Consider the following 20,722-nt stretch of genomic DNA (forward strand, 5'->3'; position numbering starts at 1 on the left):
AAGCCCCGCGCGTGGCGGGGCTTCGTTCTTCATCAGATGTTCGGGCCAAGCCCGGGTTAGCAAATCACTTCCATCGTTTCGCCAAACGGCGCTTTACGGGCGCGCGGCAAGGGCGTGGTCGATGCCCAGAGGACGGGGTAATGCGGCGCGACCGTTGGAAAGCGCCCGTCCATATCTGTCAGATAGACCAGAAAGGCGGGATTCAAACCATCTTGCGCCACGCGACTGAACGGGTCAATGAACGCTGTCCCACCTCCGCCGCGCACCGGTTTGATCTCCGGCGAGTCGCCCCGCTCGAAAATCTGCACCTGCGTCACGCGCGTATCGCAATCCATCACGATCAGCCGCGCCGGTTTCAACGAATGGAACACAGCGAGGATCTCCGCGTCGAACTGCGCCTGCGTTTCATCGAACACTGAACCGCTCGAATCGCGCACGAAAACCGCATCGCCAATCGCCGGTGTATGCAACGCGGGCAGATAGAACCCGAGATGCAGATACCGCCGGTTGGGCGTCGCGAAGCTGTAGTCTGACGGCGACGACTGCTGCGCAAAACGATGCAACACCGCCCGCCAGTCGACGACCGGCCGCACCGCTTCGCCTGCCATCGCCTGCAGATCGCCCGGAAGCTTCCCGCGCATCGCGGCCGCTTTCGCGGCTTGCGTTACGGCAACCTTCCACTCCGCTTCCTTCACCGGCTTGTCCGGACCTTTGAAGGGCCGCACTTCACCGAACGAGCCAGGTGGTGCAGCTTGATCGCCGGGCGACTGCCCCGGCGCAGCGCCGTCCTGGCCACCGGGCTTAGACGCTTGCCTGGCATCTGGCTGCGGCAGCCCGTTTGGACCGGGCTGCAGCTGTTGGCTCTGCGGCGGCTGTTGCTGCGGCGGCTGCTTGGGCGGCGATTTCTGCTGCTTTTCCTTCGCCTCCTGCGTCAGCAAACCGTAGATCTCTTCCGCCGACTTGCCCGTGTACCGCGCATCGACGAGTGCCCCTTTCGGCAGAACCATGCCCGATGACAGCACGATCGGATTGATCGCGTAGTCACAGGCATCGTTCCATCGATCGGGGTCGCGTGCGCCCTGCCGCCAGCAATGGCCGTTGGCCACGTGCAGGACTTCGTGCGCAACCACGCCGCGCACTTCGAGGTCACTGAGTGACTCCAGATATGTCGGGTTGTAGCCTAACGTCTCGCCATCCACCCAGAACGTTTTAGCGGACGGATCCTCGCGGACATTCAGACGGAGCGCGAGCGCCCCGAAGAACGGCTGCGAGAGCACGAGCTCGGTTCGCTGCCGGGCAATGCGCGGATGGACCGCGCTACTGCCCAGCACAACATCGTTGCGGTCCATGACGCCCCCTTATGCGACGAGACGCAACTGCAGCGAACGGTCCGATTCGACTTCCATCGGTTCCGGCTGCATGCCCATGAACGCGGCCATCAACCCTTCAATCTCCTGTGCCTTGCTGGCCACCTGAGAACGAAGCACGCGCGAATCCTTCAACTCCGCGCCCGTGTGAACCGCCAGATGCGCCTTGGCCTGCTCGAGGATGTGCGTCAGTTGCGGGTCGTTCGAGAAGTTGAGCTTCGGCAGCAGCGCGCATAGGTCTTGTACGTTGTTGGCGACGTCCAGTCGGACATTGCCGGTCGCGTACAAGCGATTGGCCATCTGCGAAACCGCTTCGTAGAGACGCCGCACCAGGTCCTCGTTTGCCGTGGCGATCGAGGCCAGAACGTGCTGGTCGAGTTCGCTCTTGAGCGTGGTGAGCACGTTCGCCGGCAACTCAACACCGAACTGGCTGGCATCCGGGAACGGCAGCACGGCCATCTTCACGCCGAACTTGGTGGACAGCTCAGCGAGCGTCGGATAGTCCGCCTCGTTGAACAGCCCATTCAGTTCCTGACGCGCGGCTTCCTTCAGGTTCAGGTAATCGGTCAGGAACACGGAAACCGCCAGGTCGAACTCGTCTTTCAACGAGCGCATCTTTTCGGCGAATTCCATGTAGACCATCGTCGGCAGCAGGCGCACGCCCAACTGATCGTACTTCAGGGTGTGGTCGTAGAAGTACGAGCGAATGCGTCCAGCCAGCGTCACGACTTCGGCGAAGCTTGGAGCATGCTCCGGCAGCAGGCGTTTGTTGAATCTGCCGATGCCCTTCGCGTGGTGCTTGTTCTCGACCTCCTCGGTCACCTTGCCGTCGTAACGGCGTGCGACCCAGGTGGAAATCGTCACCGAGCACAGCATGACCTTCGATTGGATAAAAGTGATGTCCATGAAAAAACTCCGTATAGAAAGGGGAATGGTTGAAACAAAGAAAAAGGCCCTGCGCGTCCGAAGACACGACAGGGCCGAGAGGTAAAGCAGAGAAAAAAGTGAAACTGAGAACCGGCTTACTCCCCGCGGATGATCTTGCCGATCTCGCCACCTTGCGCTGTGATGAACGCGTACGAGTTCTGTATCTGCGGTGAGCGCTGGACAGAATCTCTCACCAGCAGCGCCGCGAACTCGCGGTGCCCTTCACCGATCAGACGCTCGGTGTAGCGCACGACGCGATCGAAGTTGTTTTCGTTCGCGCGTGCCGCAAGCGCTGCCGCGATCGCGTACAACGCCGAAGGCGTCGTCGGGATCATGGCCGTGTCGGGCGCGAGAAGAATCGCGTCCGGATTCGGCAACTCGCGGAAGATTTGGAGGAACGCGACCAGTTCCGTCGCGGCGCCCTCTCCCACCGAACCGGCGTAGGAGATGTGCTCCAGATGCTTGGGGACTACATCCATGGTTTTGGCCACGAACCCCCAGCTACGCGGACTCGGTGCGTTTTCGATATCCCGCGACGTTTTCTGCACAGACAGCAAGTCCGGGCGAAAGCGCAGGAACGCGATGAGCGCGGGCGGGATGTTTTCGCGCACGGCCCACTGCGTCCAGCCTTCGATCGAGGGCTCGAGTTCGACTACCGTGGCGAAACGAGAGATCACCGGATCGAGAATTCCCGATACACCGGCGTTGTCCGTTCGACGGTTGGTGGCCGCAAGAAACGTCACCTGCGGAGGCAACACGTGCTCACCGACACGCCGCGCGAGCAGCAATTGCATCTTCGCGGCTTGCACGGCGGGCGAGGCCTGCCCAAGATCGTCCAGAAACCAGATGAGCGGGCGTCTGGAGGTCATCGCGCGTTCCAGATCCCCGAACGGCAGGAACTTGGCGGTCGCGCCGTCGGGCGAAGGAAACGGCAACCCTTTCGAGTCGGTCGGATCCTCGACCACCGGGTGGCTGATGAGCAGTTCGTGATCAGTTGCATGCGCGGTCTGTTCGACGATGTCGCTTTTGCCGATGCCAGGGCGGCCGGTGATGAGCACCGGCAGGCGTTTCGGGACGTACAGGGAGAGAAGTTCAGTGAGTTGAGCGGGCGTGACTTTCATAGTGGCTTCCAATAAGGAATTGAGAAGCCCCAAAATGACTACGCCCGTAGGGACGTGGTCCCTTAGGAGCATTAATACAGCGAGAAGTAAAAAGCCGGCTCGTAGCCGGCTGGGTCGATGCGTCGATGACGCGGTTGATAAGTGCAGTGTATGGATCAGGCGCCGCCGCGAATCGTGGAAAGATCGCTTTTTTGCGGCGTCTTAACGCTTTGGCACAGTCAGTCCGGCCCGCTCACCAGACCAAGGACATCAAGGGTGATCAGCGGGAGAATCCGGGGCACGTTCGGCAGCGCATTGTGCTCGGCGCTGGATCGATTACTGGCCTCGAGCGCGCGATCGTCAGCTTCAGACCAGCCTCGATCCTGTTCCTACGCGATCTGATGAAGGGTGCAGCCCCCTCAAAGACTCGCTTCAAGTTTTGAATTGCCATGAGGCTCCTGCGATCTGTTGAACCGAAAAAAACCCAGCACGAAGGCCGGGTTGTTAGAGAGATGAATTGTCAATTTGCTCGACTTTCCAACGACACGCGCGCGTAGGCGAGCGTGCCGTCATTCGCACGAAGCGATACCTGCAGGTGACGTACAGGGTCGGCCAGTGCGTAACGCACACTGGCACCCTGCCGGACGCTGACGATCTCCGAAAAGCCGTCGGCAATTGTGCGATCGACCCAGTCCGCCCCGGTCAAGACCGCGCCATCATCAGTGCGGACTCGCGACATGAGCGCAATTTCTCGCGCGCGTGCAATTTCGTGTGCGACTCGCCGCGCTCACACTGCGATACCGACAGGCGGTCCCACTCCGCCTGCTGTGCTTCTTCCATGCCCGCCAGCTCGAAGATCGCTCGGCGCCGCGCTGCGGCGCGAACCCCAATGAGCTTGATGCCGAAGACTTCCCGCACCGCCAGCTTCGTCCCGCGGTTCGCGTCGTCAGGCCGGTCGAGCACGCTTAGCAGGTACGACATGTCTGCCTCCTGAATCGCTTTCGCGAGGTCGTTGCCGTACTTGTGCGTCGCGCGGCCATGATCGAGCACCGCCAGTTGCTTCCCCAGTTCGTAATCGCGCAGGCTGATCGACCCGTCCGCACGCGCCTTGTCGAGTTCGCTCAAACGCTTCTCGCGTGCCTGATCGGCCAGCGTACGCCGGAGTACTTCCGCGAACTTGCATGACGGCTGTCCAACGTCCACCGGCTTCAGATATGCATCCGGCAGCGAGTACGGATCGAGCACTCCCTTTGCATACAGCAGGTCATCAATTTCCACCGTAGACGGCTCGTTTCGAGCCAGGCCCATGACCATGATCAGCAGCGCCGCGTTTTGTGACGTGATCGCCAGTTTCGAATGGACCATCACACGCACAAGTGGCGCGAGCTTGGAAAGCGGGAGCGCGCCGCGCAGTTCGGGCACGGCAAGCAGCGGTTTTGCCCATCGCAAGTCCGTGTCGAACTTCGACAGCGACGTGTAGTCGTCGATTACGGACTGTGGAACAGGTTTGCCACCGGCGAGCCCGTAGGCCACATGGACCTCATGACGACCGTTACGCTGACCGCTGCCCTCCACCACCGGACCCGCATAACGAAAGCCAAAGCGCCGCTCGGCCTCCTGCTGCAAGACTTCGAACAGATTCAAACCGCGACCGCCCGACCTGCTTTCCTCCCCGTTGGCTTGGGCCACCTGATCGGACGAAAACAGATACAGGGGCTCGCGAGCCAGATCGAACGCGAGATAGAGCAGTTGCCAGTGATCGCGGCGGATCTGCCAAGGCTGCAGTGCGGCAAACGATGGTCTGAAGTACGCCCCGTCGATTTCGTCGATGAGCGACAGGAAGATGCTCAACGCGGTGCCGGGCCTGCGCACGGTCAATTTGCCGTTGAAACGGGTGACTGAAACCGGATTGTCGAAGAAAGCGAGGGTAATGTCGGCCGCATCGAGACTGGCGGTAAGGTCGTTGCCCCGGAAGAAGCTCAGCACTTCGAGCATTGTGCGGAAAGACTGCGAGAAACCTGCGAAGGAAAGTCGGTACATGATCGATTGCTCGGAAGAAAAGCCAGGCAATCGATTCCCGTCGGGTCGATGCCCGGCAGGGGTTAATTGCGCCTGATGGCGCGAGAAATGTGATAACAGCTTTACGCGGCGTCCAGCAATCGCGCCATGACACGCGCGAGTGACCACGCGTGGTCGCTTGAAAAGACTTTCGCACGCAGCAACGGCAGCACCGCGTACGTACGCTCGGTCGAATCCGTGAGCGGTCGGCGGCTGATCCAGTCGACGTGGATGATCCACCCTTCCGAACTGCCGGTGCATACAGACACGGCGATCCTGTCTTGCGAGAACGACTGCGGCCACGATCTGCTGTGGCGAGCGCCATGAACCGCCTCGTTGGCATCGTCGCTCATATTGGCCGGACACAGCCATTCGGGCTCAAGCTCGGTCTTGCACAACACCCGGCACAGATCTGAAAACACTTGATTCACCGTTTTGCCTTCAGTATCCAGCCGAGCGACAGTTTTGATATCGACGGCGCCGACGGCAGTGACGCCGATCGGCAGTGAGACAGTGGTCGGTTGATGCATAGTGCGGTTCCTAAAATGCAAAACGCGCCCGTAGGCGCGTATTAACGATGGACGAAAAAAAGCCGCACCCCTTGAGGTGCGGCTAGCCTATTTGACCCAGTTCACACTGCGTCGATTCATTTGCCCCAGTCCCGCTCACGATCGCGCTTTTGCCCGTTGTGGTTTGTCCACATGAAGAAGCCTGCGATGGAGAGGCCAAGCACCAACGTAAAGATTGTTGCGCCCACGTCATTCTCCTTTCATATGTAAGAATCCTGCATACCACAATACTACTCCAAGGACGACGAGAGCAGCAGTACCTAATGCAGTTGCCCAAACCCAAACTGCCGAGGAGTGCGCATATCCAACCGCGCCACCTATCGATGCTGCCGACAAGGTGTGCAGATAACGACCATTTTGCTGCCGCTGATCCTTCGACGGATTGGCGATCGCATAAAGCCGGTCTCGCAGCCCGGGCCCCGGATCGGGCGGCACCGAGACAACGTAGGTACCATCCGGCCTCGTAGACACAGGCAACACATAGCCCTTGTAGTCAAGGCTGAACACCGGCGAACACTCTGCTTCCTGCATCACGGTCATCAAAAGCGCTAGCCGCGGCGGAATGGCGACTACGCCGGAAATGACGTCAAGGGACACTCTGTCCGTCAGCGTCAAACCGCAGGTGTATTCCACCTTGACTCTCGCCAGCTTCATTGGCGACCTCCGCACGTCAAGTCGATACCGCCGGCGAGGCGCAAGCCGTCGAGCATCGCCAGATAGCCGTCCGTCGTTTCAAGCTGCTGCAGGGAAACGTGGTTCTCACCACCGCCGGTCAGATCCGAACGACCGCGTCGGGTTCTGAAACTCAGCGCAACGCCCGATCCGCACCGCCGCTCGATCACGTCGACAAAAAACGTCTCGGTACGAAGCGAAACCCGCATCGTCGGACTGCCGCGGCGCGAATCGTTGACGATCTCGTGTGCATTCGAGGTGAGCCGCAAGTCGTGCGCGACGCGTCGGAGGACGCGCGTTGCATGACGCTCGAGAGCCGCTTTCGCGCCGGAGTTGGCGCTGCTGCGGTCCGCGTAAAACATACGGGGAAATTTCATGATTACCTCGGAAAAGATGAGGCAGGTCCCTTGCGGGAAGCCTGCCCCACAAGGGATTTGCGCGGTTTGCACCGTGCGCTGAAGGAATCGTGGCTACTTAATCAGTGGGTGATCCGGTATCCGGACCCGTTGGAGACGAGGAAGACTTGTTGGCCAGGGGCGAACTGCTGGTCATCGACCTGCGTCACGACAACGGTTGCCCCATTAGCACGGCGAAGGAAGACTTCGACGCCACTGTGACGCGACATGACTGAACCGACGCGCTGCGCGACCAGTCCGGAAACCGAACCGGAGAGCGCGCCCGCAACATAGCGGCCACGACCATTGCCGATCACCTGCGAGCCGAGAAACGCGCCGGCCGCGGCGCTCACGATCGATGACAGGCCCGACGAGTCGGACGAGTTTTCGATCGTGATCGGACGCACGCGCAGGATGGTGGCCTGCTCGTACTGTCCGATGCGCTGAACGTCGTAACGCTGATACGTGTTTGGCGAGCCAAAGTCGGCCGTTGCGCAGCCGGTGAGCGCCGAGAGAAGAAAGACGGTGCAGAGAAGCTTGAACATGGAATGCCTCGACGAAGAAATCGGGCAATCCGCCCTTGGGGGCTGGTTTGCCCCATAGGGAGAAAAGAGAACAACGAAGCGAAAAGCCGCGTTGCGTTCAGCGCGTGACGGACGCGATCGCGATCGACACGAAGACAACGGCGACAACGAACGACAGAATTTTCCAGGCTTCGGCGTCCTGCTTGGCGTACCAACCGAGACTGCTGAAAGCGTGTTTGAGGACCGGGAACATGAGCCACTCCTTGAATAGACGAGGAGCCGCCCAGATGGGAAAGCTCCCATCAGGAAAGAAAAAAGGCGACCACAAGGGGTCGCCAGAAAAAAGCCGTCCGAGGAACACGGCCTGAGAGAGAAAAACATGACTCCAGCGCACTGGAGGGGTCGGTCGATGCGCAGGTGCGCGGGGAATGAGGCAAGTGTACGGACAGCAATGGCAGCGGCCGGTCGGAAACCTCGCGATTTTTATATGCCTTTCGAAAAATGGAAGTGGCGAGCCGATTACCGCTGATGGCCACGCCGTCCGTTCGGCGCGCCATGATTGGATTGCTGCGCTTGCGCATTGTTGGACCTTCGACGGCACGAGGCTTGCGCGCCAGTCAGCGCGCTAAGCGCACCCGGCCAACTACAAAGCTTCGGAGACAATCATGAAACTTCTCACCACGCATGACGGCTTGCCGCGCCTGTCATGGGGCGCGGTCATCGCGGGCGTCATCCTGTCGATGATCGTGTATCTGATCATGAGCGTCCTTGGTACGGCCATCGGCGCTTCGCTCCTCTCGCCGTTGGCAAAGGCAGACACCTTGCGCGGCTTCGGGTTTGGCTCGGGCATCTGGGTGATTGTGACGACCGTGCTCGCGGTATTCATCGGCTCGTATTACTCGGGACGGTGCGCGCCTGTGCTGGGATGGCTGCATGGCCTACTTTCATGGGCAGTCATGACGCTGTTGATCGTCTATGGAACGACCTCCCTCATCACCGGCGTAGTCAGCACGGCCGGCAGCGTCGCCGCGACCAGCGCTCAAGTCGGCGCGACCGCTGCCAATCAAGCCGGTGGCGGAAATCAGATGGTCGATTCCGCGAAACAGCAGATCCAGGCCGCGATGGCCTCGGCGGCCTCGGCCGCATCGAGCCCCGACGCGGAACAAAACGCGCGGCAGGCGGCTGATACCGCCGCACGCGGGGTGGCTCGCGCGAGCTGGTTCTCGTTTGCAGCACTCGTCGTTGGCGCCATCATTTCCATCGTGTCCGGCGCAGCAGGATTTCGCCATCAGCCTGCGTTCGAGGACGCTGGAGGCGCAGCGACCGACGACGCAGCGACGGTACGCAGTCGCACCATCCGAGCCGGTGGGCGTCTTTAAACAGAATTGACGATTGGGAGAGGCCCATGGAGCCGAATGAATCAACTGCCGCTGACGGAACGTCGCCCTCCGGTTCGACGGACGAAGTCCGGCTATCGGCCGTACGAGAGGAATTGGCGGTAGGCGTTCGGAAAGTCGAGACCGGCGCGGTTCGTGTCCACAAGCTCGTGCACGAAGAAGTGCAGCCCGTATCGATTCGCCTCCACACCAAGCGAGTTGGGGTCACGCGTGTGCCCATCAATCGCCCCGTAGAGCACCGCAGCGACCCCCGTCGTGAGGGCGACACCCTCATCATCTCGGTCTATGAATATGTGCCAGTCATCCAAATGCAACTGACGCTCAAGGAGGAAGTGCATATCACGACCACCCAGGCACAAGAGGACGTCATTCATCAGGTGCTGATGAACTCCGAAGAGATCATCGTAGAACGCCGCGAAGGCCCGGACGGCGAGTGGAAGCGCGATCCAGGTTTGGGGTGAACCGAACAAGCCTACACGGGAACGCGGGTTGCGTTACGGTTGCACGCGCTTTAGTCCCGGCTTGCGTAAGCCCCCCTATTTTGGAGACTGCAATGGCTCAGACAATTATCGGTGTGTTCAACACGTATCAGGATGCCGACCTCGCTCAGACTCGCCTCGAAAACGAAGGCATTGCCCGCACGGACATGAGCGTGCATTCGAACGATTCCGGTTCGACTGTCGCGACAGGCCTGCCCGCAGGCGAATCCGTTGCAGCCCGCTCGGGTGAAGTGCACGAGGGCGCCATGGCGCGTGTCGAGCATTTCTTCAAGAACCTCTTTGGCGATAGTGATCGCCCGGAGGAAGTCGGACACTACCAAGAAGCGGTCCGCCGCGGCAGCGCCCTCCTGTCTGTCGAAGTTCGAGATGATGCCGCCGCGGAACAAGTGCGGGATGCGCTGTACGCTGCGGGCGCCATCGACATCGATTCGCGCGTGGCGCAGTGGCGCACTGGCGGTTACAGCAATTACGACAACACCGCCCCTGCCTATACAGCTGATCAAATCGCGGAAGAACGCAAGGCTTTCCCCGTCGTGCAGGAGTCGCTGGAGGTCGGCAAGCGCGAGGTGCAAACCGGCGGTGTACGCGTGTATTCGCGCGTGACCGAAACGCCGGTCAGCGAATCGGTCAATCTTCGTGAAGAGCACGCGAGCATTGAACGTCGGCCGGTAGACCGTCCGGCCACGGCTGCCGACCTGAAGGAAGGCTCCGTTGAAATCAAGGAAACGGCCGAACAAGCGGTGGTCGCGAAGACCGCACGCGTGGTCGAAGAAGTTGTGGTGGGCAAAGAAGCTTCCAGCCGGACCGAGACCGTCAACGACACGGTTCGCGGCACGGACGTCAAGGTCGAGCGCACGGCCGGGACTGACGCTGGTGTAGTAGGTGGTACCGCCGCCCCGACAGCGGACGTCAAGAAGACGCAACTGTAAGGAATCTCGCCAGCCGCGCTGATGCGAGGCTGGCGTCCCGCATCGGCACTGATAGCCGAAGCAACAGTTTGCGAGATAAAAGATTCAACGGAGGGGAGGCTATGCAGATCTACGCCGAGACGCTCTCTATGGTCAGCGTCGATTTAAATGGCCAGCATATCAATGGCCGCTACCGCGTCACCGGACCGAGCGTTATCGCTTATTACGGCGACTTGGTGAAATTTGTGTCTTGCAGCAAGCAAGTGCCTGCCGAGCGCCTGGCGCAGTGGCTCCTGACCGACATGGCTATCCAGAGCCTACAAGACGATCGTTCGATCCAAACGCAGGCGAATCTAACAGAAAAAACGCCGGCACGAGGCCGGCGCTGAAAAGCTCGTCGGTTATCCGAGGGCCGTGACGAGCCTGAGAGAATGGTATTTTACCTTAGGCGCTTCCGAGCCTCCTCCCCGCGCTCATCTCTTTGCACACCCAGTTCGTTGCCTTGACTTCAGGCTGCCACTGCGAAGATGAATCATCCTCATCGATTCCTCTTCGCCATGTTCCAAGCCATTGACCTGTCCTCATTGCGCGCGCCGCGCATCAATCATCAACACGTCGGCGCGCGCGCGAGAGAGGTCGCCTTCACGCCCGAGGTTGCCGCGATGCTGGCATCGGATGCGGTCGTCGCGATTGGTGTAAGCGGGGGCAAAGACAGCGTGGCGTGCGCGCTGGCCGTCGCTCGCCATCTCGATTTAATCGGTCACAAAGGCCCGCGCATTCTGGTGCATTCGGACCTCGGACGCGTCGAATGGAAAGACAGCGGCCCCGCGTGTGAGCGACTCGCGGCGAAGCTCGGATGGGAACTGCTGACCGTGAAGCGGCAAGCGGGCGATATGCTGGTTATGGTGACCTTTGCGGTGTGAACAACTGCTGCGGCGCGCTGTTTAACGGGGACTCGAAGGGTTCGACTCTTCCCCGAAGCTAAGACGGTCAATAACTTTTATTCGGCGCGACCCGGCAGCACGATCATGTTGAAATCCGCTATCCGTGCAGCGCAGCAATGCAGCGCAGGCCCAGGTTCACGTCCACGCTTCGAGTGCCATAAGCCGCGGGTCGACGTCGACATCAAATTAAAAGGCAATGTCCTCGTCCGCTAAGGCTCAATGGCCGGTTTCTGGCGAGCAGATTGCCGGCGGGACCGCCTCGATTCGGCCCAGACCGTGTCAAAACTCCGAGAGAGCCACACTGTGCGCGGCGCTCCGCCGAGTGCATGAGCAAACTGCGAAGTCGCCGAACTTGATCTTGCTCTTGCGTCTTCGGCAACATCGAGACCGCCGTCTCGCTTACATCCTCATCGCCTCGATAAGTCTTGTTGAACCGAGCAGCGCAATCACGCGCTTCATGTTGTAGGCAAGCACGTGCAAGCTCATCTCGGTACTGACGTGTCCGATGGTCTTTGTCAGGAAGTGAGTGGCTCCCATCCAAGCCTTGATCGTGCCGAATGGATGCTCGACAGTCTGTCGTCGGATTCTCATCATCTCGGGCGCATGGTCGAGTCTTGCCTGCATCGCTTCGAGCACAGTCTCATGCTCCCAGCGTGTCACACGGCGTTGCGGACCTGGAGTGCAGTTCTCTTTTAACGCGCACTGTTGGCAGTTTGAGCTCCAATATTTACTGAGCTTCAGTCCGCGCTCGACAGTCGAGAACCTCCAGATGAGGCGCTCGCCTGCGGGACAGTGAAATTCGTTCGCCTGTGGGTCGTAAATGAAATCGTCTCGACTGAAGCGACCGTGAGCCGTCGCGCTCGACGTGATGGTTTTCGGTACATACACGGTGATGCCCGCTTCGTGACAGGCGAGCATCTCCTCGCTCTTGTAGTAACCACGATCCGCAATCGCCGTGAGCTTCTCGACGCCCATTTCCGTGCGAGCAAGCTTCGCCATTGACGTCAATTGATCACGATCAATGCCCTCGTTGGTCACCGCGTGCGCCACGATCAAATGGTGCTTTGTATCGACTGCCGTCTGGACGTTGTAGCCAACGACTCCTGTTCCGCGCGTCTTCATCGAGCGTGCATCAGGATCGGTGAGTGACACTTGCGCGTCGGGTGCCGCTTTAAGTTGAAACTCAATCTCCTTCAGGCTTCGCATTTGCTCTTTGAGAGCTTTAATCTTGTCCTGAAGTCGTTCCGTTCTGACCTTTGCGATTCCCGGCTCCTGTCGGTCTGCCGTGTCCATCGCTAAGAGGTACCGGCCGATGCTCTCCTCAATGTCCCGCATACGACGCTCGAGCTTCGCGCTCGTAAAGTTGCGGTCGCGATGGTTGACGGCTTTAAATTTGCTACCGTCGATCGCTACGAGTGCCTCCGCAAACAGGTCAAGGCGCTGGCACAGCACCACGAATTGACGGCAGACGCTGCGAATCGCCTTGCCGTTGTCCCGACGGAAGCGAGAGATCGTTTTGAAGTCGGGAGTCAAGCGGCCAGTCAACCACATCAACTCAATATTGCGTTGGGCTTCACGCTCAAGTCGACGGCTGGATTGAATGCGGTTCAGATAGCCGTAGATATAGATCTTGAGCATCACCTCGGGGTGGTACGAGGGGCGCCCAGTGAGAGCAGGATCGACTCCCTCAAAACCTAACTGCCGAAGATCTAGTTCATCGACGAAAACGTCGACGACGCGCACGGGATTCGTGTCCGTTACGTAATCGTCCAACGCCTCAGGAAGAAGAAAGCTTTGCGTACGGCTATCGCCTTGAACGAATCGCTTCATCTCGCTCGCCTCCGCTATCGGATACGAAAATCATAACGCTTCAAAATGACGTTTTGACACGGTCTGGGCCACTTCCGGACATTCGGCAGCCGACCGAGGATTGGCGACAATTGTTGCACTCGCAACAGGAAAACGTCTCACCGAGTGGAATCGGAATGAGTTACGCCAAGGAATTCTTTGACCTTCAACTCAAGTTCGCCGAAAGAGTCTCGGAGCTAGGACCCATCCCGTTGCAAGTGGCCCTTCTTGACTTCACGAATCTGTACGTGCGGTTCGTTGGTGATCGAAAATTCGACAGCAATAGTCCGGTGTGGACAGCTTACGTGGCAGGGTTGGGGCGCGAGACCGATCTAAGCGATTGGACGTATCGCTTTTACCGTCGTCTGCCCCATCGGGTTCAGCCCATAACGGTTGTCGCAACGTTCGGATGTTTCTCGTACGCTATTGAGGATTCGGACCGAATTCGGCTTCATTTCCATAACGCCGATGAGGAGCGTTATGCTCCATTGAGCGAGGAGCGATTGGCCTCCCGGTTATCTGAGCTGACTTCGCTTATAAACCACGTCCGCTCACAGCACAGGGAGGTCAGGCAAGTAACCGGCGTCTCGTGGCTATACAACTTGCCAGCCTATAGACGGTTATTTCCTGAGTGCTACGTCGCGACGGCGACGGTGGCAGAAAACAGGTTGCGCAATATGCCCCTATGGGGGCAATTTCTGAACCGCCATGGGCACGTTAGGAAAGACGCTGTGGCGCTATTCACTCGGCGGCTTACCGATCAGACCAGCATGAACGGGCTTGCACAATGTTTCCCGCTACAACCGCTTTCCGTAGCGGCGTCGATTGAAGCTTTCCACCAGTTCTATGCATAGAACGAACTTCGGCAACCGGCCAGGAAGCGACATCCAGAAAATGCAAGCGTCTAGCTGCGAATTATTTCGTAACGGACGTTCGTGTAGAGTTGCCCTCATTCTGCATGATACGTTCTCCGCCGCACACTAAATAAACCGCATGCGACTTCAATGACGACATCGACTCAAACCGCACCTTCAAATCAAAACGTTCAGCCGTTTCAGCACAAAGACGTTGTTTTTTGGTATGGCATGTTCATGGTCACATAGTCCATTGTGGATTCGGTAGTTCAAACTGCGATCATGAAGAGTCTAGGGATCGGGGCCAGAGACGCAGTTATTCTTACGGGGAAAACTTCCGAAAACGATTGTCGGCGTGCGGGCACCTCACAACTGGCGCTTGCTCGAAGCTACGCCTCCTGGAGGCTCTCGGTCGGCCCATCAGAGTTCTACGCCCGCGTGCGAGGTGCTGGCTCCTGCAACGTAACGCTGAGTCTTCTATAGCTGCAGGCGACCACCATCAACGTTGATTTCGAGACCTGTAATGTAGGAAGCTTCGCCGGAGGCAAGGAAAGTCACCGCGTTCGCCACTTCTTCGGCATGACCAACACGGCCCATGGGTATTTGGGCAACATTGTGGCGGACCGAATCCTGTTGCTGCTGTGGAGTCATGCCCATCTTGCTCATGGCCGGGGTGTCAATGGAGCCTGGAGCCACGGCATTCACACGGATGCCTCGCTCGACTAACTCAGCAGCAAGAGTGCGAGTGAGAGACCGCGTTGCAGCCTTATTCGCTGAAATGACGGATGACCCAGCGATGCCCTTCTGGTCGAAAAACGAAGTCGTAAAAACGATTGCCGCGCCATGGCTCAGCAGTGGAAGAGCGTGCTTTACGGTGAAAAACGAGGCCCTAAAATTGCCAGCGAAGATCTGGTCAAACAGCTCTTCCGAGGTCTCAGCAACTGAAGCAAGCTTTGGCGCTCCAGCATTTGCGAAGAGGATGTCCAAGCGATCGTACCGCGCTCGAAAGCGAGTGAAAACATCCTCAATCTCTTGGTGGCGACTAAGGTCTGCGCGTATAGCAAATGCAGATTGCCCAAGTTCTTGAATGGCTTTGTCTAAGGTGTCTTGGTCGCGCCCAACAATGGCGACCGATGCGCCCTCCTGAATGAACTTTTTCGCTGCCGCAAAACCGATGCCGCTGCTGCCGCCGGTTATCAGCACAATCTTGTTCGTGAAGCGAGGTGATCTTTCGCTCGGCATTGCCCAACTCCTTTTCGTAGTCGACTTGTAGTCCGCTTACTCAGAATGAATTAGCTAATTTCTAGCTTATCGTTCCAATAGGGAGGCGTTAATCACTGGAGAGCAAAGTTGCGACCGCTCACGCGTGAGGCGTCCCATTTTGATTAAAAAAGGCTAACACCGCCTCCGCAAAACCTTCTGGATTCTCTTCCGGGACGTAATGTCCACTGTTGGCAACGGTTATAAACGATCCCATTTTCCGCAATCTCAGTTGCGATGTTCTCTGCGACAGTACTTAGAAAGCCGCTCTCTTGACCTGCAATAAAAAGCATCGGGTTGCGCAGTTTTCCGGATTTGGCGAACGTCTCCTTGTCATCTTTTGAATCTTGGTCGAACGCACGATATACCTCAAAGGCGGCACGCATCCCTCCAGGTGCGGAATAAGCTGTGGCATATACGTCGACCACCTCCGGCGGGAACGCGTCGAAATTGAAAGCATGTCGGTTGAAAAAATCTTGGATATAAGCGCGCTCTCGACCGTATGTCAAAGTCTCCGCAATGTGTTTTTTGCATTATGAAAGAAGAAGTGCGCTAGATCAAAATTCGACAGCTTCCCTGTCGTCATAAGGTCGTCGAAATGCTTGGCTCCCGGAATGATTGCATCCACTAGAACCAGTTTCTCGATTTGTTCCGGGAAGAGAGCAGCGTATGAAAATGCTACTTTCATGCCAAGATCATGCCCTACCATATGGATCTTGTTATCAATTCCAAGATGGTCGACAAGACTCCGGATATCGCGCGCCATTGTGCGTTTGTCGTAGCCTCCTGACGGTTTGGAGGAATTGCCCGCACCGCGATAATCGACAGCGATCACTCGAAACCCGGCATTTGCGAATATAGGCATCACGTGACGCCATTGCCACCATGTTTCCGGGAATCCATGAATCAAGACAACGGTATTGGGAGCCTTCACCCGCTTCGACGAAGTGAAGCTGGACTCCCGGGGCTACTTCCTTTTTTCCATGCGTAAAAATCGCGGCCTTCTTCATTGATTACCCTTTAAATGAAAACCCTTTGGAGAGCCTGCGTAGGTCACATGCCAACCGTACGTTTAGTTGCCGCTCCGGTAGACAGCTAGCCGACCTTGCTTCGACGGACTCTCAAGTGCGCCGATTAGCGCACGCAGCGCATGCATCGGCTCGTTGTCCATTTGCAGCGTATTGAATAGTGTGTCGAGGCAGACGTCAATCTGCTGGAACTATCGTCCAATGGAATGGATAATCATTGATCAAATGCGAGCCCTAGTCTGGCCATTCTTAGCGATAGGCGGGAGGATATATGAGTAGGACACCACAAAAGGGTGACGGTCCTTTGGACCTCACACCCATCGGCGTTTTCGTAAGGGTCGTACAGGCCGGCAGCTTCAGCGTTGCTGCGAAGCAGTTAGGCATGCCCAACTCGACCGTGAGCGCGCAGGTAAATCGTCTTGAACGCCGATTGGGCGTGACGCTGCTCCATCGCACGACGCGTAAGATCAACCTAACTGCAGCCGGTCAAACATTTTTCAACAGAGCAGCCGAGGGGATCGAAATTCTGCGAGGTGCCGAGAGTGCTACGAGCGTCAACCACAATATTCCTAGAGGAACAGTGAGACTAACAACCGCAAGCGATATTCTGCCGCCAAATCTGTTTTCCCTTCTAATTACAGAATTACAGTATAAATACCCGGAAATCAGCCTGGAAATCGATTTGTCGCAACGCATTGTCGACTTAGTCAATGAAGGATTCGATATGGCAATTCGCGCCACCTCTATCATCGACAACCGCCTGGTAGCTCGACGCATTGGCACTATACGTTGGATTCTGGTGGCAAGTAGCACATATTTCAAAAACGTGCCTGTACCGCAAGGACCGATGGATTTAAAGCGCCACTCGTTGATCGAATTCTATGGGCGCCGTCCGCGAATCTGGAAGCTACAATCAAAGCTTAACCATTCGTTGGTTGATCTGCCAGGGAACACAACGATTAACCACCTGGAAATCATTAAGCAACTTTTGTTATCGGGAAGCGGAATCGCGCTCCTGCCAACATACTATGTTGCAGACGAACTTACACGTGGCACTTTGATTCGCGTCCTGCCAGAATGGTCCGGAGCAGAAGAATCCATTTATGCGGCCTACCCTGAGCAGCAGCGTCTTGCCGCAAAGACCAGAGTGGTTGTCGACTCCGTCATAGACTTCTTTCAACGTCACGTCAGCTAACTATGTTGAGCTCACATGAACTCTCGCACCGGCGAGCGCCGTGCTTTCAACCCGAGCCACATGAGTCGGAATGCTGTTGTGATCAATCGCATCTTTCGTCATCGTCCCGATCGCGTCGTCTCACGCCCAAGTGCCGAGATATCGGGCGCGTGTCGAGCGCGAGTGAGGTCAGTCAAATTCGTTGGTCCCCGCCAACTCCGGCGACGGCTTCCGAAGCCATCCGAACTGCTCGTGCCACTGTATGGCCTTCCTACGCACTAGGATCTACGATGCCGGAAAACAAGGGCCGAAGCGCGTCTTCTCGGGGCAGTTCTGCAGGAGGATTGCCCGCGAGCCCGTAGACCTCGATGCCACTCAACAAACCGCCGTTCTCGAATATAAATATCCCGGCTGGTTCATTGTCTGGACCGAAAATAAATTCGCCGAGGATGTGTACGCCTGGGGGCGCAGGGTGACGGCCCTTGATCTGGAAATTGATGGACCCACAGCCGCAAGGACAGCGCCATGGCGTTACCTCTGCCTCTTCGAGTTGTTCGAAAACTCTCGCGCCTTCGGGTCGCCGTGCTCATGCATCCAACGAGCAAGGGACATCTCGGATGCTGACAATGGGCGGTTTTGTTCGAGAGTATTCATGGAGTCGTGAGTTCATTCTCAACTAAGTTTGAACTGCCGGTTCGTTCAAGTCTGGACTATCCGGGTTTTGGTTCTCTTAACTTTGAACTTTCCGTTCGGCGCTTCCAACGTCAGAAATAGCACGGTCTGGCCGCCATCGACCCTGAGCCGCCGCTCGCACACGTATTTCCAAGGGCCGCTTCCCTGAGCACAGGGGACATCGAGATGCTGACCACAAAAGAGTCCTGGCTATTGCAAACGCTCCGCTTGACGCACGTTAAGCGCGGGGAAGCCGGAAAACGCATGGGCAATGAAGTCCATGAATGCGATGGCCCGCTTCGGGAGCAGGCGGTTCGCCACATAAAGAATCTGGATCGGCACCGGCGCCGGGGCATAGTCGCTCAATACCATCACAAGGTTGCCACTTTTCAGTCCGGCGTCGAATAGCCATCGTGGTCCATGGGCGATGCCGATGCCTGAGTCCACGGCCTCTTGGACGGCTTGTGGAGAATTGACGCGAAGCCGCCCGGATACCGACACCTGGCTACCGCGAAAATGCCACGTGTTCCCAGAAGCGAGCAACGTATAGACGATGCAATCATGCTCGCCCAGATCGTCGGGCACTTGCGGCGTGCCGCGTCTGGCGAGATAGCCACGGCTTGCGACACAGACACGCTCGAACAGGCCAATGCGCCGCGCACGCAAGGCGCTATCTTCGAGATGTCCAATGCGGATCGCGAGTTCGGCACCCTCGTCAACCAGATTGACATACCCATCGCCGATTTGCAGATCGAGTTCCAACTCAGGATAACGCGCGAGAAAATCAGGAATCGCCGGCATGACAAAGGTGTGCGCCAACGCGCTCGGGCAGGCGACCCGCAGCAGACCCGACGGTGCGACCTGATCGCGAAACGAAGAATCGGCTTCTTCGACCGCATCGAGGATGCGCCTGACTTCTGCGTAATAGCGCTCGCCCTCCGGCGTGAGCGATAGCCTGCGCGTGGACCGATGCAGCAACTGGGCCTGCAGATGTTCTTCCAGCGCGGCAACGTACCGGCTCACATTCGGCTGGCCGAGCCCCAGGTCACGTCCAGCAGCCGAAAAGCTCCCGGTTTCGACCGCGCGAGCAAAGCAGTTCATCAGCAGGAACCGATCCATTTCAATTTCCACTCATGCTTACCGAGCATGAAATATATACGAATTCACTGTCTTATCGTCATGTCGGCATGAGTTCATTCTTCGAGACGTAGCAGGCGGGCAGCGTTCCCCGTCCGTTTGCACTGCCACCCTTAAAGGAGAATCTCCATGTCACGTTTGCAAGGAAAGCGCACGCTCATCACCGGCGGCACCAGCGGTATCGGTCTTGAGACAGCCAGACAATTTCTCGCCGAAGGCGCGCGCGTAGTGGTGACCGGCAACGATCCCGAGCGCGTCGCCCACGCACAGGTCGAACTCGGCAAAGAGGTACTCGTGTTGCGCGCGGATTCGGCGAGCGTAGACGAACAGCGACACCTCGCGCAGTCCGTCGCCGATCATTACGGAGAGGTCGACGCCGCGTTCCTCAACGCGGGCGTGTCCGTCTGGATGCCGATCGAGCAATGGACGGAACAGATGTTCGACCGTTCGTTCGACATCAACGTCAAAGGACCGTACTTTTTGATCCAGGCATTGCTGCCCGTATTCGCGAATCCGGCGTCGATTGTGCTCAACACGTCGATCAACGCGCACGTGGGCGCAGCGCACTCGTCGGTCTACGCAGCGACCAAGGCGGCGTTCCTGAACCTGTCGAAGACGCTGTCGGGCGAGTTACTCGAGCGTGGCATCCGCGTCAACGCGGTCAGCCCGGGGCCGATCGACACGCCGCTTTACGACAAGCTCGGTATTCCCGACGCATATCGCGAGCAGGTCAACAAGGACATTGTCGCGACCATTCCGTATGGCCGCTTCGGGACGCCGGAAGAGGTCGCGAAAGCCGTGATGTATCTTGCGTCGGATGAGTCGAAGTGGACTGCCGGCTCTGAAATCATCGTCGACGGCGGCCGCACGCTGAACCGCTGACGGCGCCGGATCGGCATCAGGACAGTTGCCGCTGACGGCTCACATCGATGAACGCGCGCAGCTTGGGCTCCAACTGTGCGCGTGATGGAAAGTGGAGATGCATGCCGGCAGTCGTCTGGTAGCCCGACAACAGCCTGAGAGAGTCGTCGATATCCGCGACAGTGCGGCGTAAGCGATCGAAGGCGCGGGAACGCTCGGAGCGCCTCAGGGAAGGTGTGAGAACGGCAGCCTCAGTCCGTCGGTGTCCACTTGCTCATCTGCAACAGTCGTTTGCAACTTCGCGGTGTATGACGGCTTGTGGCCGATTGGGCGAGGTCGCTTACGGTACCTTAGTGTCACCCCAGCTCGCGTAAATTGGATTTGGCTGACTGAACGGTGTGGAAAAGCCTATGTGTAGGGAGCGGGTCCGATACGCGTCCGCCGAGCGACGCATTGCTACCTGATTATGTTGCGCGATGCAGCATGATTCGTCGGCATCTAACGCAAGAATGAACACTCTCTACTCC

22 protein-coding genes are annotated in these 20,722 nt (G+C 58.0%); 7 read left to right on the forward strand and 15 right to left on the reverse strand.

Translation table 11 applies throughout. The features are described 5' to 3' along the window. Positions 1 to 56 precede the first annotated feature (56 nt). From P9292_RS01465 to P9292_RS01510, 10 genes are all read right to left on the reverse strand, one after another. Positions 57 to 1,349 carry a DUF2201 family putative metallopeptidase gene (locus P9292_RS01465; protein WP_309852798.1) on the reverse strand — a complete coding sequence of 431 codons (1,293 nt, stop codon included), beginning with the start codon at positions 1,347 to 1,349 and terminating at the stop codon, positions 57 to 59. 9 nt (positions 1,350 to 1,358) lie between these two features. After that, the gene (locus tag P9292_RS01470; RefSeq protein ID WP_309852801.1) at positions 1,359 to 2,273 is read right to left on the reverse strand and encodes a hypothetical protein; all 915 of its coding nucleotides are present in this window, start codon (positions 2,271 to 2,273) and stop codon (positions 1,359 to 1,361) included. Positions 2,274 to 2,389: 116 nt separating this feature from the next. Further along, positions 2,390 to 3,415, reverse strand: coding sequence for an AAA family ATPase (locus P9292_RS01475; RefSeq protein WP_309852803.1), 1,026 nt, complete (start codon positions 3,413 to 3,415; stop codon positions 2,390 to 2,392). Between the two features lie 499 nt (positions 3,416 to 3,914). Beyond that, complete coding sequence (locus P9292_RS01480; RefSeq protein ID WP_309852806.1) at positions 3,915 to 4,100, reverse strand: hypothetical protein; 186 nt, start codon at positions 4,098 to 4,100, stop codon at positions 3,915 to 3,917. Next, positions 4,097 to 5,434: a hypothetical protein gene (locus P9292_RS01485; protein ID WP_309957829.1), complete on the reverse strand. Its 1,338-nt coding sequence runs from the start codon at positions 5,432 to 5,434 to the stop codon at positions 4,097 to 4,099. The genes P9292_RS01480 and P9292_RS01485 overlap by 4 nt, the downstream gene beginning before the upstream one ends. Before the next feature lie 101 nt (positions 5,435 to 5,535). Beyond that, complete coding sequence (locus P9292_RS01490) at positions 5,536 to 5,982, reverse strand: hypothetical protein (protein ID WP_309957830.1); 447 nt, start codon at positions 5,980 to 5,982, stop codon at positions 5,536 to 5,538. A gap of 228 nt (positions 5,983 to 6,210) precedes the next feature. Next, positions 6,211 to 6,675 (reverse strand): hypothetical protein, encoded by a 465-nt coding sequence (locus tag P9292_RS01495; RefSeq protein WP_309852812.1) that lies wholly within the window; start codon positions 6,673 to 6,675, stop codon positions 6,211 to 6,213. Then, complete coding sequence (locus tag P9292_RS01500) at positions 6,672 to 7,070, reverse strand: hypothetical protein (protein ID WP_309957832.1); 399 nt, start codon at positions 7,068 to 7,070, stop codon at positions 6,672 to 6,674. The genes P9292_RS01495 and P9292_RS01500 overlap by 4 nt, the downstream gene beginning before the upstream one ends. A gap of 101 nt (positions 7,071 to 7,171) precedes the next feature. Continuing rightward, the gene (locus P9292_RS01505) at positions 7,172 to 7,633 is read right to left on the reverse strand and encodes a glycine zipper 2TM domain-containing protein (RefSeq protein WP_309852817.1); all 462 of its coding nucleotides are present in this window, start codon (positions 7,631 to 7,633) and stop codon (positions 7,172 to 7,174) included. Between the two features lie 97 nt (positions 7,634 to 7,730). Beyond that, positions 7,731 to 7,865: a hypothetical protein gene (locus P9292_RS01510; RefSeq protein WP_309852820.1), complete on the reverse strand. Its 135-nt coding sequence runs from the start codon at positions 7,863 to 7,865 to the stop codon at positions 7,731 to 7,733. 412 nt (positions 7,866 to 8,277) lie between these two features. Between P9292_RS01510 and P9292_RS01515 the strand changes: the two genes are divergently transcribed. The 5 genes from P9292_RS01515 (at position 8,278) to P9292_RS01535 (ending at position 11,340) form a co-directional block, all read left to right on the forward strand. Continuing rightward, positions 8,278 to 8,991, forward strand: a complete 714-nt coding sequence (locus tag P9292_RS01515) for a hypothetical protein (RefSeq protein WP_309852823.1) — start codon at positions 8,278 to 8,280, stop codon at positions 8,989 to 8,991. Positions 8,992 to 9,017: 26 nt separating this feature from the next. After that, positions 9,018 to 9,470, forward strand: coding sequence for a YsnF/AvaK domain-containing protein (locus tag P9292_RS01520; protein ID WP_309852826.1), 453 nt, complete (start codon positions 9,018 to 9,020; stop codon positions 9,468 to 9,470). Between the two features lie 113 nt (positions 9,471 to 9,583). Beyond that, positions 9,584 to 10,438: a YsnF/AvaK domain-containing protein gene (locus P9292_RS01525; RefSeq protein ID WP_309957834.1), complete on the forward strand. Its 855-nt coding sequence runs from the start codon at positions 9,584 to 9,586 to the stop codon at positions 10,436 to 10,438. 101 nt (positions 10,439 to 10,539) lie between these two features. Further along, entirely contained in the window at positions 10,540 to 10,806 is a 267-nt protein-coding gene (locus P9292_RS01530; protein ID WP_309852831.1) for a hypothetical protein, read from the forward strand. Between the two features lie 168 nt (positions 10,807 to 10,974). Next, on the forward strand, positions 10,975 to 11,340 hold the full coding sequence (locus P9292_RS01535) for a hypothetical protein (RefSeq protein WP_309852834.1): 366 nt from the start codon (positions 10,975 to 10,977) through the stop codon (positions 11,338 to 11,340). A gap of 420 nt (positions 11,341 to 11,760) precedes the next feature. Here the strand turns inward: P9292_RS01535 and P9292_RS01540 are convergent, their stop codons facing one another. From P9292_RS01540 to P9292_RS01555, 4 genes are all read right to left on the reverse strand, one after another. Further along, the gene (locus P9292_RS01540; protein ID WP_309957836.1) at positions 11,761 to 13,191 is read right to left on the reverse strand and encodes an IS1182 family transposase; all 1,431 of its coding nucleotides are present in this window, start codon (positions 13,189 to 13,191) and stop codon (positions 11,761 to 11,763) included. Positions 13,192 to 14,540: 1,349 nt separating this feature from the next. Then, complete coding sequence (locus P9292_RS01545; protein WP_309852034.1) at positions 14,541 to 15,305, reverse strand: SDR family oxidoreductase; 765 nt, start codon at positions 15,303 to 15,305, stop codon at positions 14,541 to 14,543. Between the two features lie 143 nt (positions 15,306 to 15,448). Then, entirely contained in the window at positions 15,449 to 15,832 is a 384-nt protein-coding gene (locus P9292_RS01550) for a hypothetical protein (protein ID WP_309852036.1), read from the reverse strand. Beyond that, entirely contained in the window at positions 15,829 to 16,257 is a 429-nt protein-coding gene (locus tag P9292_RS01555; protein ID WP_309957839.1) for an alpha/beta hydrolase, read from the reverse strand. The genes P9292_RS01550 and P9292_RS01555 overlap by 4 nt, the downstream gene beginning before the upstream one ends. 365 nt (positions 16,258 to 16,622) lie before the next feature. On the opposite strand from P9292_RS01555, the gene P9292_RS01560 reads away from it, so the two are divergent. After that, positions 16,623 to 17,546 carry a LysR family transcriptional regulator gene (locus tag P9292_RS01560; RefSeq protein WP_309852042.1) on the forward strand — a complete coding sequence of 308 codons (924 nt, stop codon included), beginning with the start codon at positions 16,623 to 16,625 and terminating at the stop codon, positions 17,544 to 17,546. A gap of 861 nt (positions 17,547 to 18,407) precedes the next feature. Here P9292_RS01560 and P9292_RS01565 read toward each other — a convergent pair. Further along, entirely contained in the window at positions 18,408 to 19,316 is a 909-nt protein-coding gene (locus P9292_RS01565) for a LysR family transcriptional regulator (RefSeq protein ID WP_309852044.1), read from the reverse strand. 147 nt (positions 19,317 to 19,463) lie between these two features. On the opposite strand from P9292_RS01565, the gene P9292_RS01570 reads away from it, so the two are divergent. Continuing rightward, positions 19,464 to 20,216, forward strand: a complete 753-nt coding sequence (locus tag P9292_RS01570) for an SDR family oxidoreductase (RefSeq protein WP_309852047.1) — start codon at positions 19,464 to 19,466, stop codon at positions 20,214 to 20,216. The last annotated feature ends 506 nt before the right edge of the window (positions 20,217 to 20,722 follow it).

The sequence above is a fragment of the Caballeronia sp. LZ001 genome, assembly GCF_031450875.1.
Classification (GTDB): domain Bacteria; phylum Pseudomonadota; class Gammaproteobacteria; order Burkholderiales; family Burkholderiaceae; genus Caballeronia.

What these genes read in the sequence shown, in the direction of transcription:
- P9292_RS01565 (WP_309852044.1), bottom strand. Translation starts at nt 19,316, where the DNA reads ATGGATCGGTTCCTGCTGATGAACTGCTTTGCTCGCGCGGTCGAAACC.
- P9292_RS01495 (WP_309852812.1), bottom strand. Translation starts at nt 6,675, where the DNA reads ATGAAGCTGGCGAGAGTCAAGGTGGAATACACCTGCGGTTTGACGCTG.
- P9292_RS01490 (WP_309957830.1), bottom strand. Translation starts at nt 5,982, where the DNA reads ATGCATCAACCGACCACTGTCTCACTGCCGATCGGCGTCACTGCCGTC.
- P9292_RS01475 (WP_309852803.1), bottom strand. Translation starts at nt 3,415, where the DNA reads ATGAAAGTCACGCCCGCTCAACTCACTGAACTTCTCTCCCTGTACGTC.
- P9292_RS01535 (WP_309852834.1), top strand. Translation starts at nt 10,975, where the DNA reads ATGTTCCAAGCCATTGACCTGTCCTCATTGCGCGCGCCGCGCATCAAT.
- P9292_RS01470 (WP_309852801.1), bottom strand. Translation starts at nt 2,273, where the DNA reads ATGGACATCACTTTTATCCAATCGAAGGTCATGCTGTGCTCGGTGACG.
- P9292_RS01465 (WP_309852798.1), bottom strand. Translation starts at nt 1,349, where the DNA reads ATGGACCGCAACGATGTTGTGCTGGGCAGTAGCGCGGTCCATCCGCGC.
- P9292_RS01530 (WP_309852831.1), top strand. Translation starts at nt 10,540, where the DNA reads ATGCAGATCTACGCCGAGACGCTCTCTATGGTCAGCGTCGATTTAAAT.
- P9292_RS01485 (WP_309957829.1), bottom strand. Translation starts at nt 5,434, where the DNA reads ATGTACCGACTTTCCTTCGCAGGTTTCTCGCAGTCTTTCCGCACAATG.
- P9292_RS01515 (WP_309852823.1), top strand. Translation starts at nt 8,278, where the DNA reads ATGAAACTTCTCACCACGCATGACGGCTTGCCGCGCCTGTCATGGGGC.
- P9292_RS01510 (WP_309852820.1), bottom strand. Translation starts at nt 7,865, where the DNA reads ATGTTCCCGGTCCTCAAACACGCTTTCAGCAGTCTCGGTTGGTACGCC.
- P9292_RS01540 (WP_309957836.1), bottom strand. Translation starts at nt 13,191, where the DNA reads ATGAAGCGATTCGTTCAAGGCGATAGCCGTACGCAAAGCTTTCTTCTT.
- P9292_RS01505 (WP_309852817.1), bottom strand. Translation starts at nt 7,633, where the DNA reads ATGTTCAAGCTTCTCTGCACCGTCTTTCTTCTCTCGGCGCTCACCGGC.
- P9292_RS01520 (WP_309852826.1), top strand. Translation starts at nt 9,018, where the DNA reads ATGGAGCCGAATGAATCAACTGCCGCTGACGGAACGTCGCCCTCCGGT.
- P9292_RS01500 (WP_309957832.1), bottom strand. Translation starts at nt 7,070, where the DNA reads ATGAAATTTCCCCGTATGTTTTACGCGGACCGCAGCAGCGCCAACTCC.
- P9292_RS01570 (WP_309852047.1), top strand. Translation starts at nt 19,464, where the DNA reads ATGTCACGTTTGCAAGGAAAGCGCACGCTCATCACCGGCGGCACCAGC.
- P9292_RS01560 (WP_309852042.1), top strand. Translation starts at nt 16,623, where the DNA reads ATGAGTAGGACACCACAAAAGGGTGACGGTCCTTTGGACCTCACACCC.
- P9292_RS01545 (WP_309852034.1), bottom strand. Translation starts at nt 15,305, where the DNA reads ATGCCGAGCGAAAGATCACCTCGCTTCACGAACAAGATTGTGCTGATA.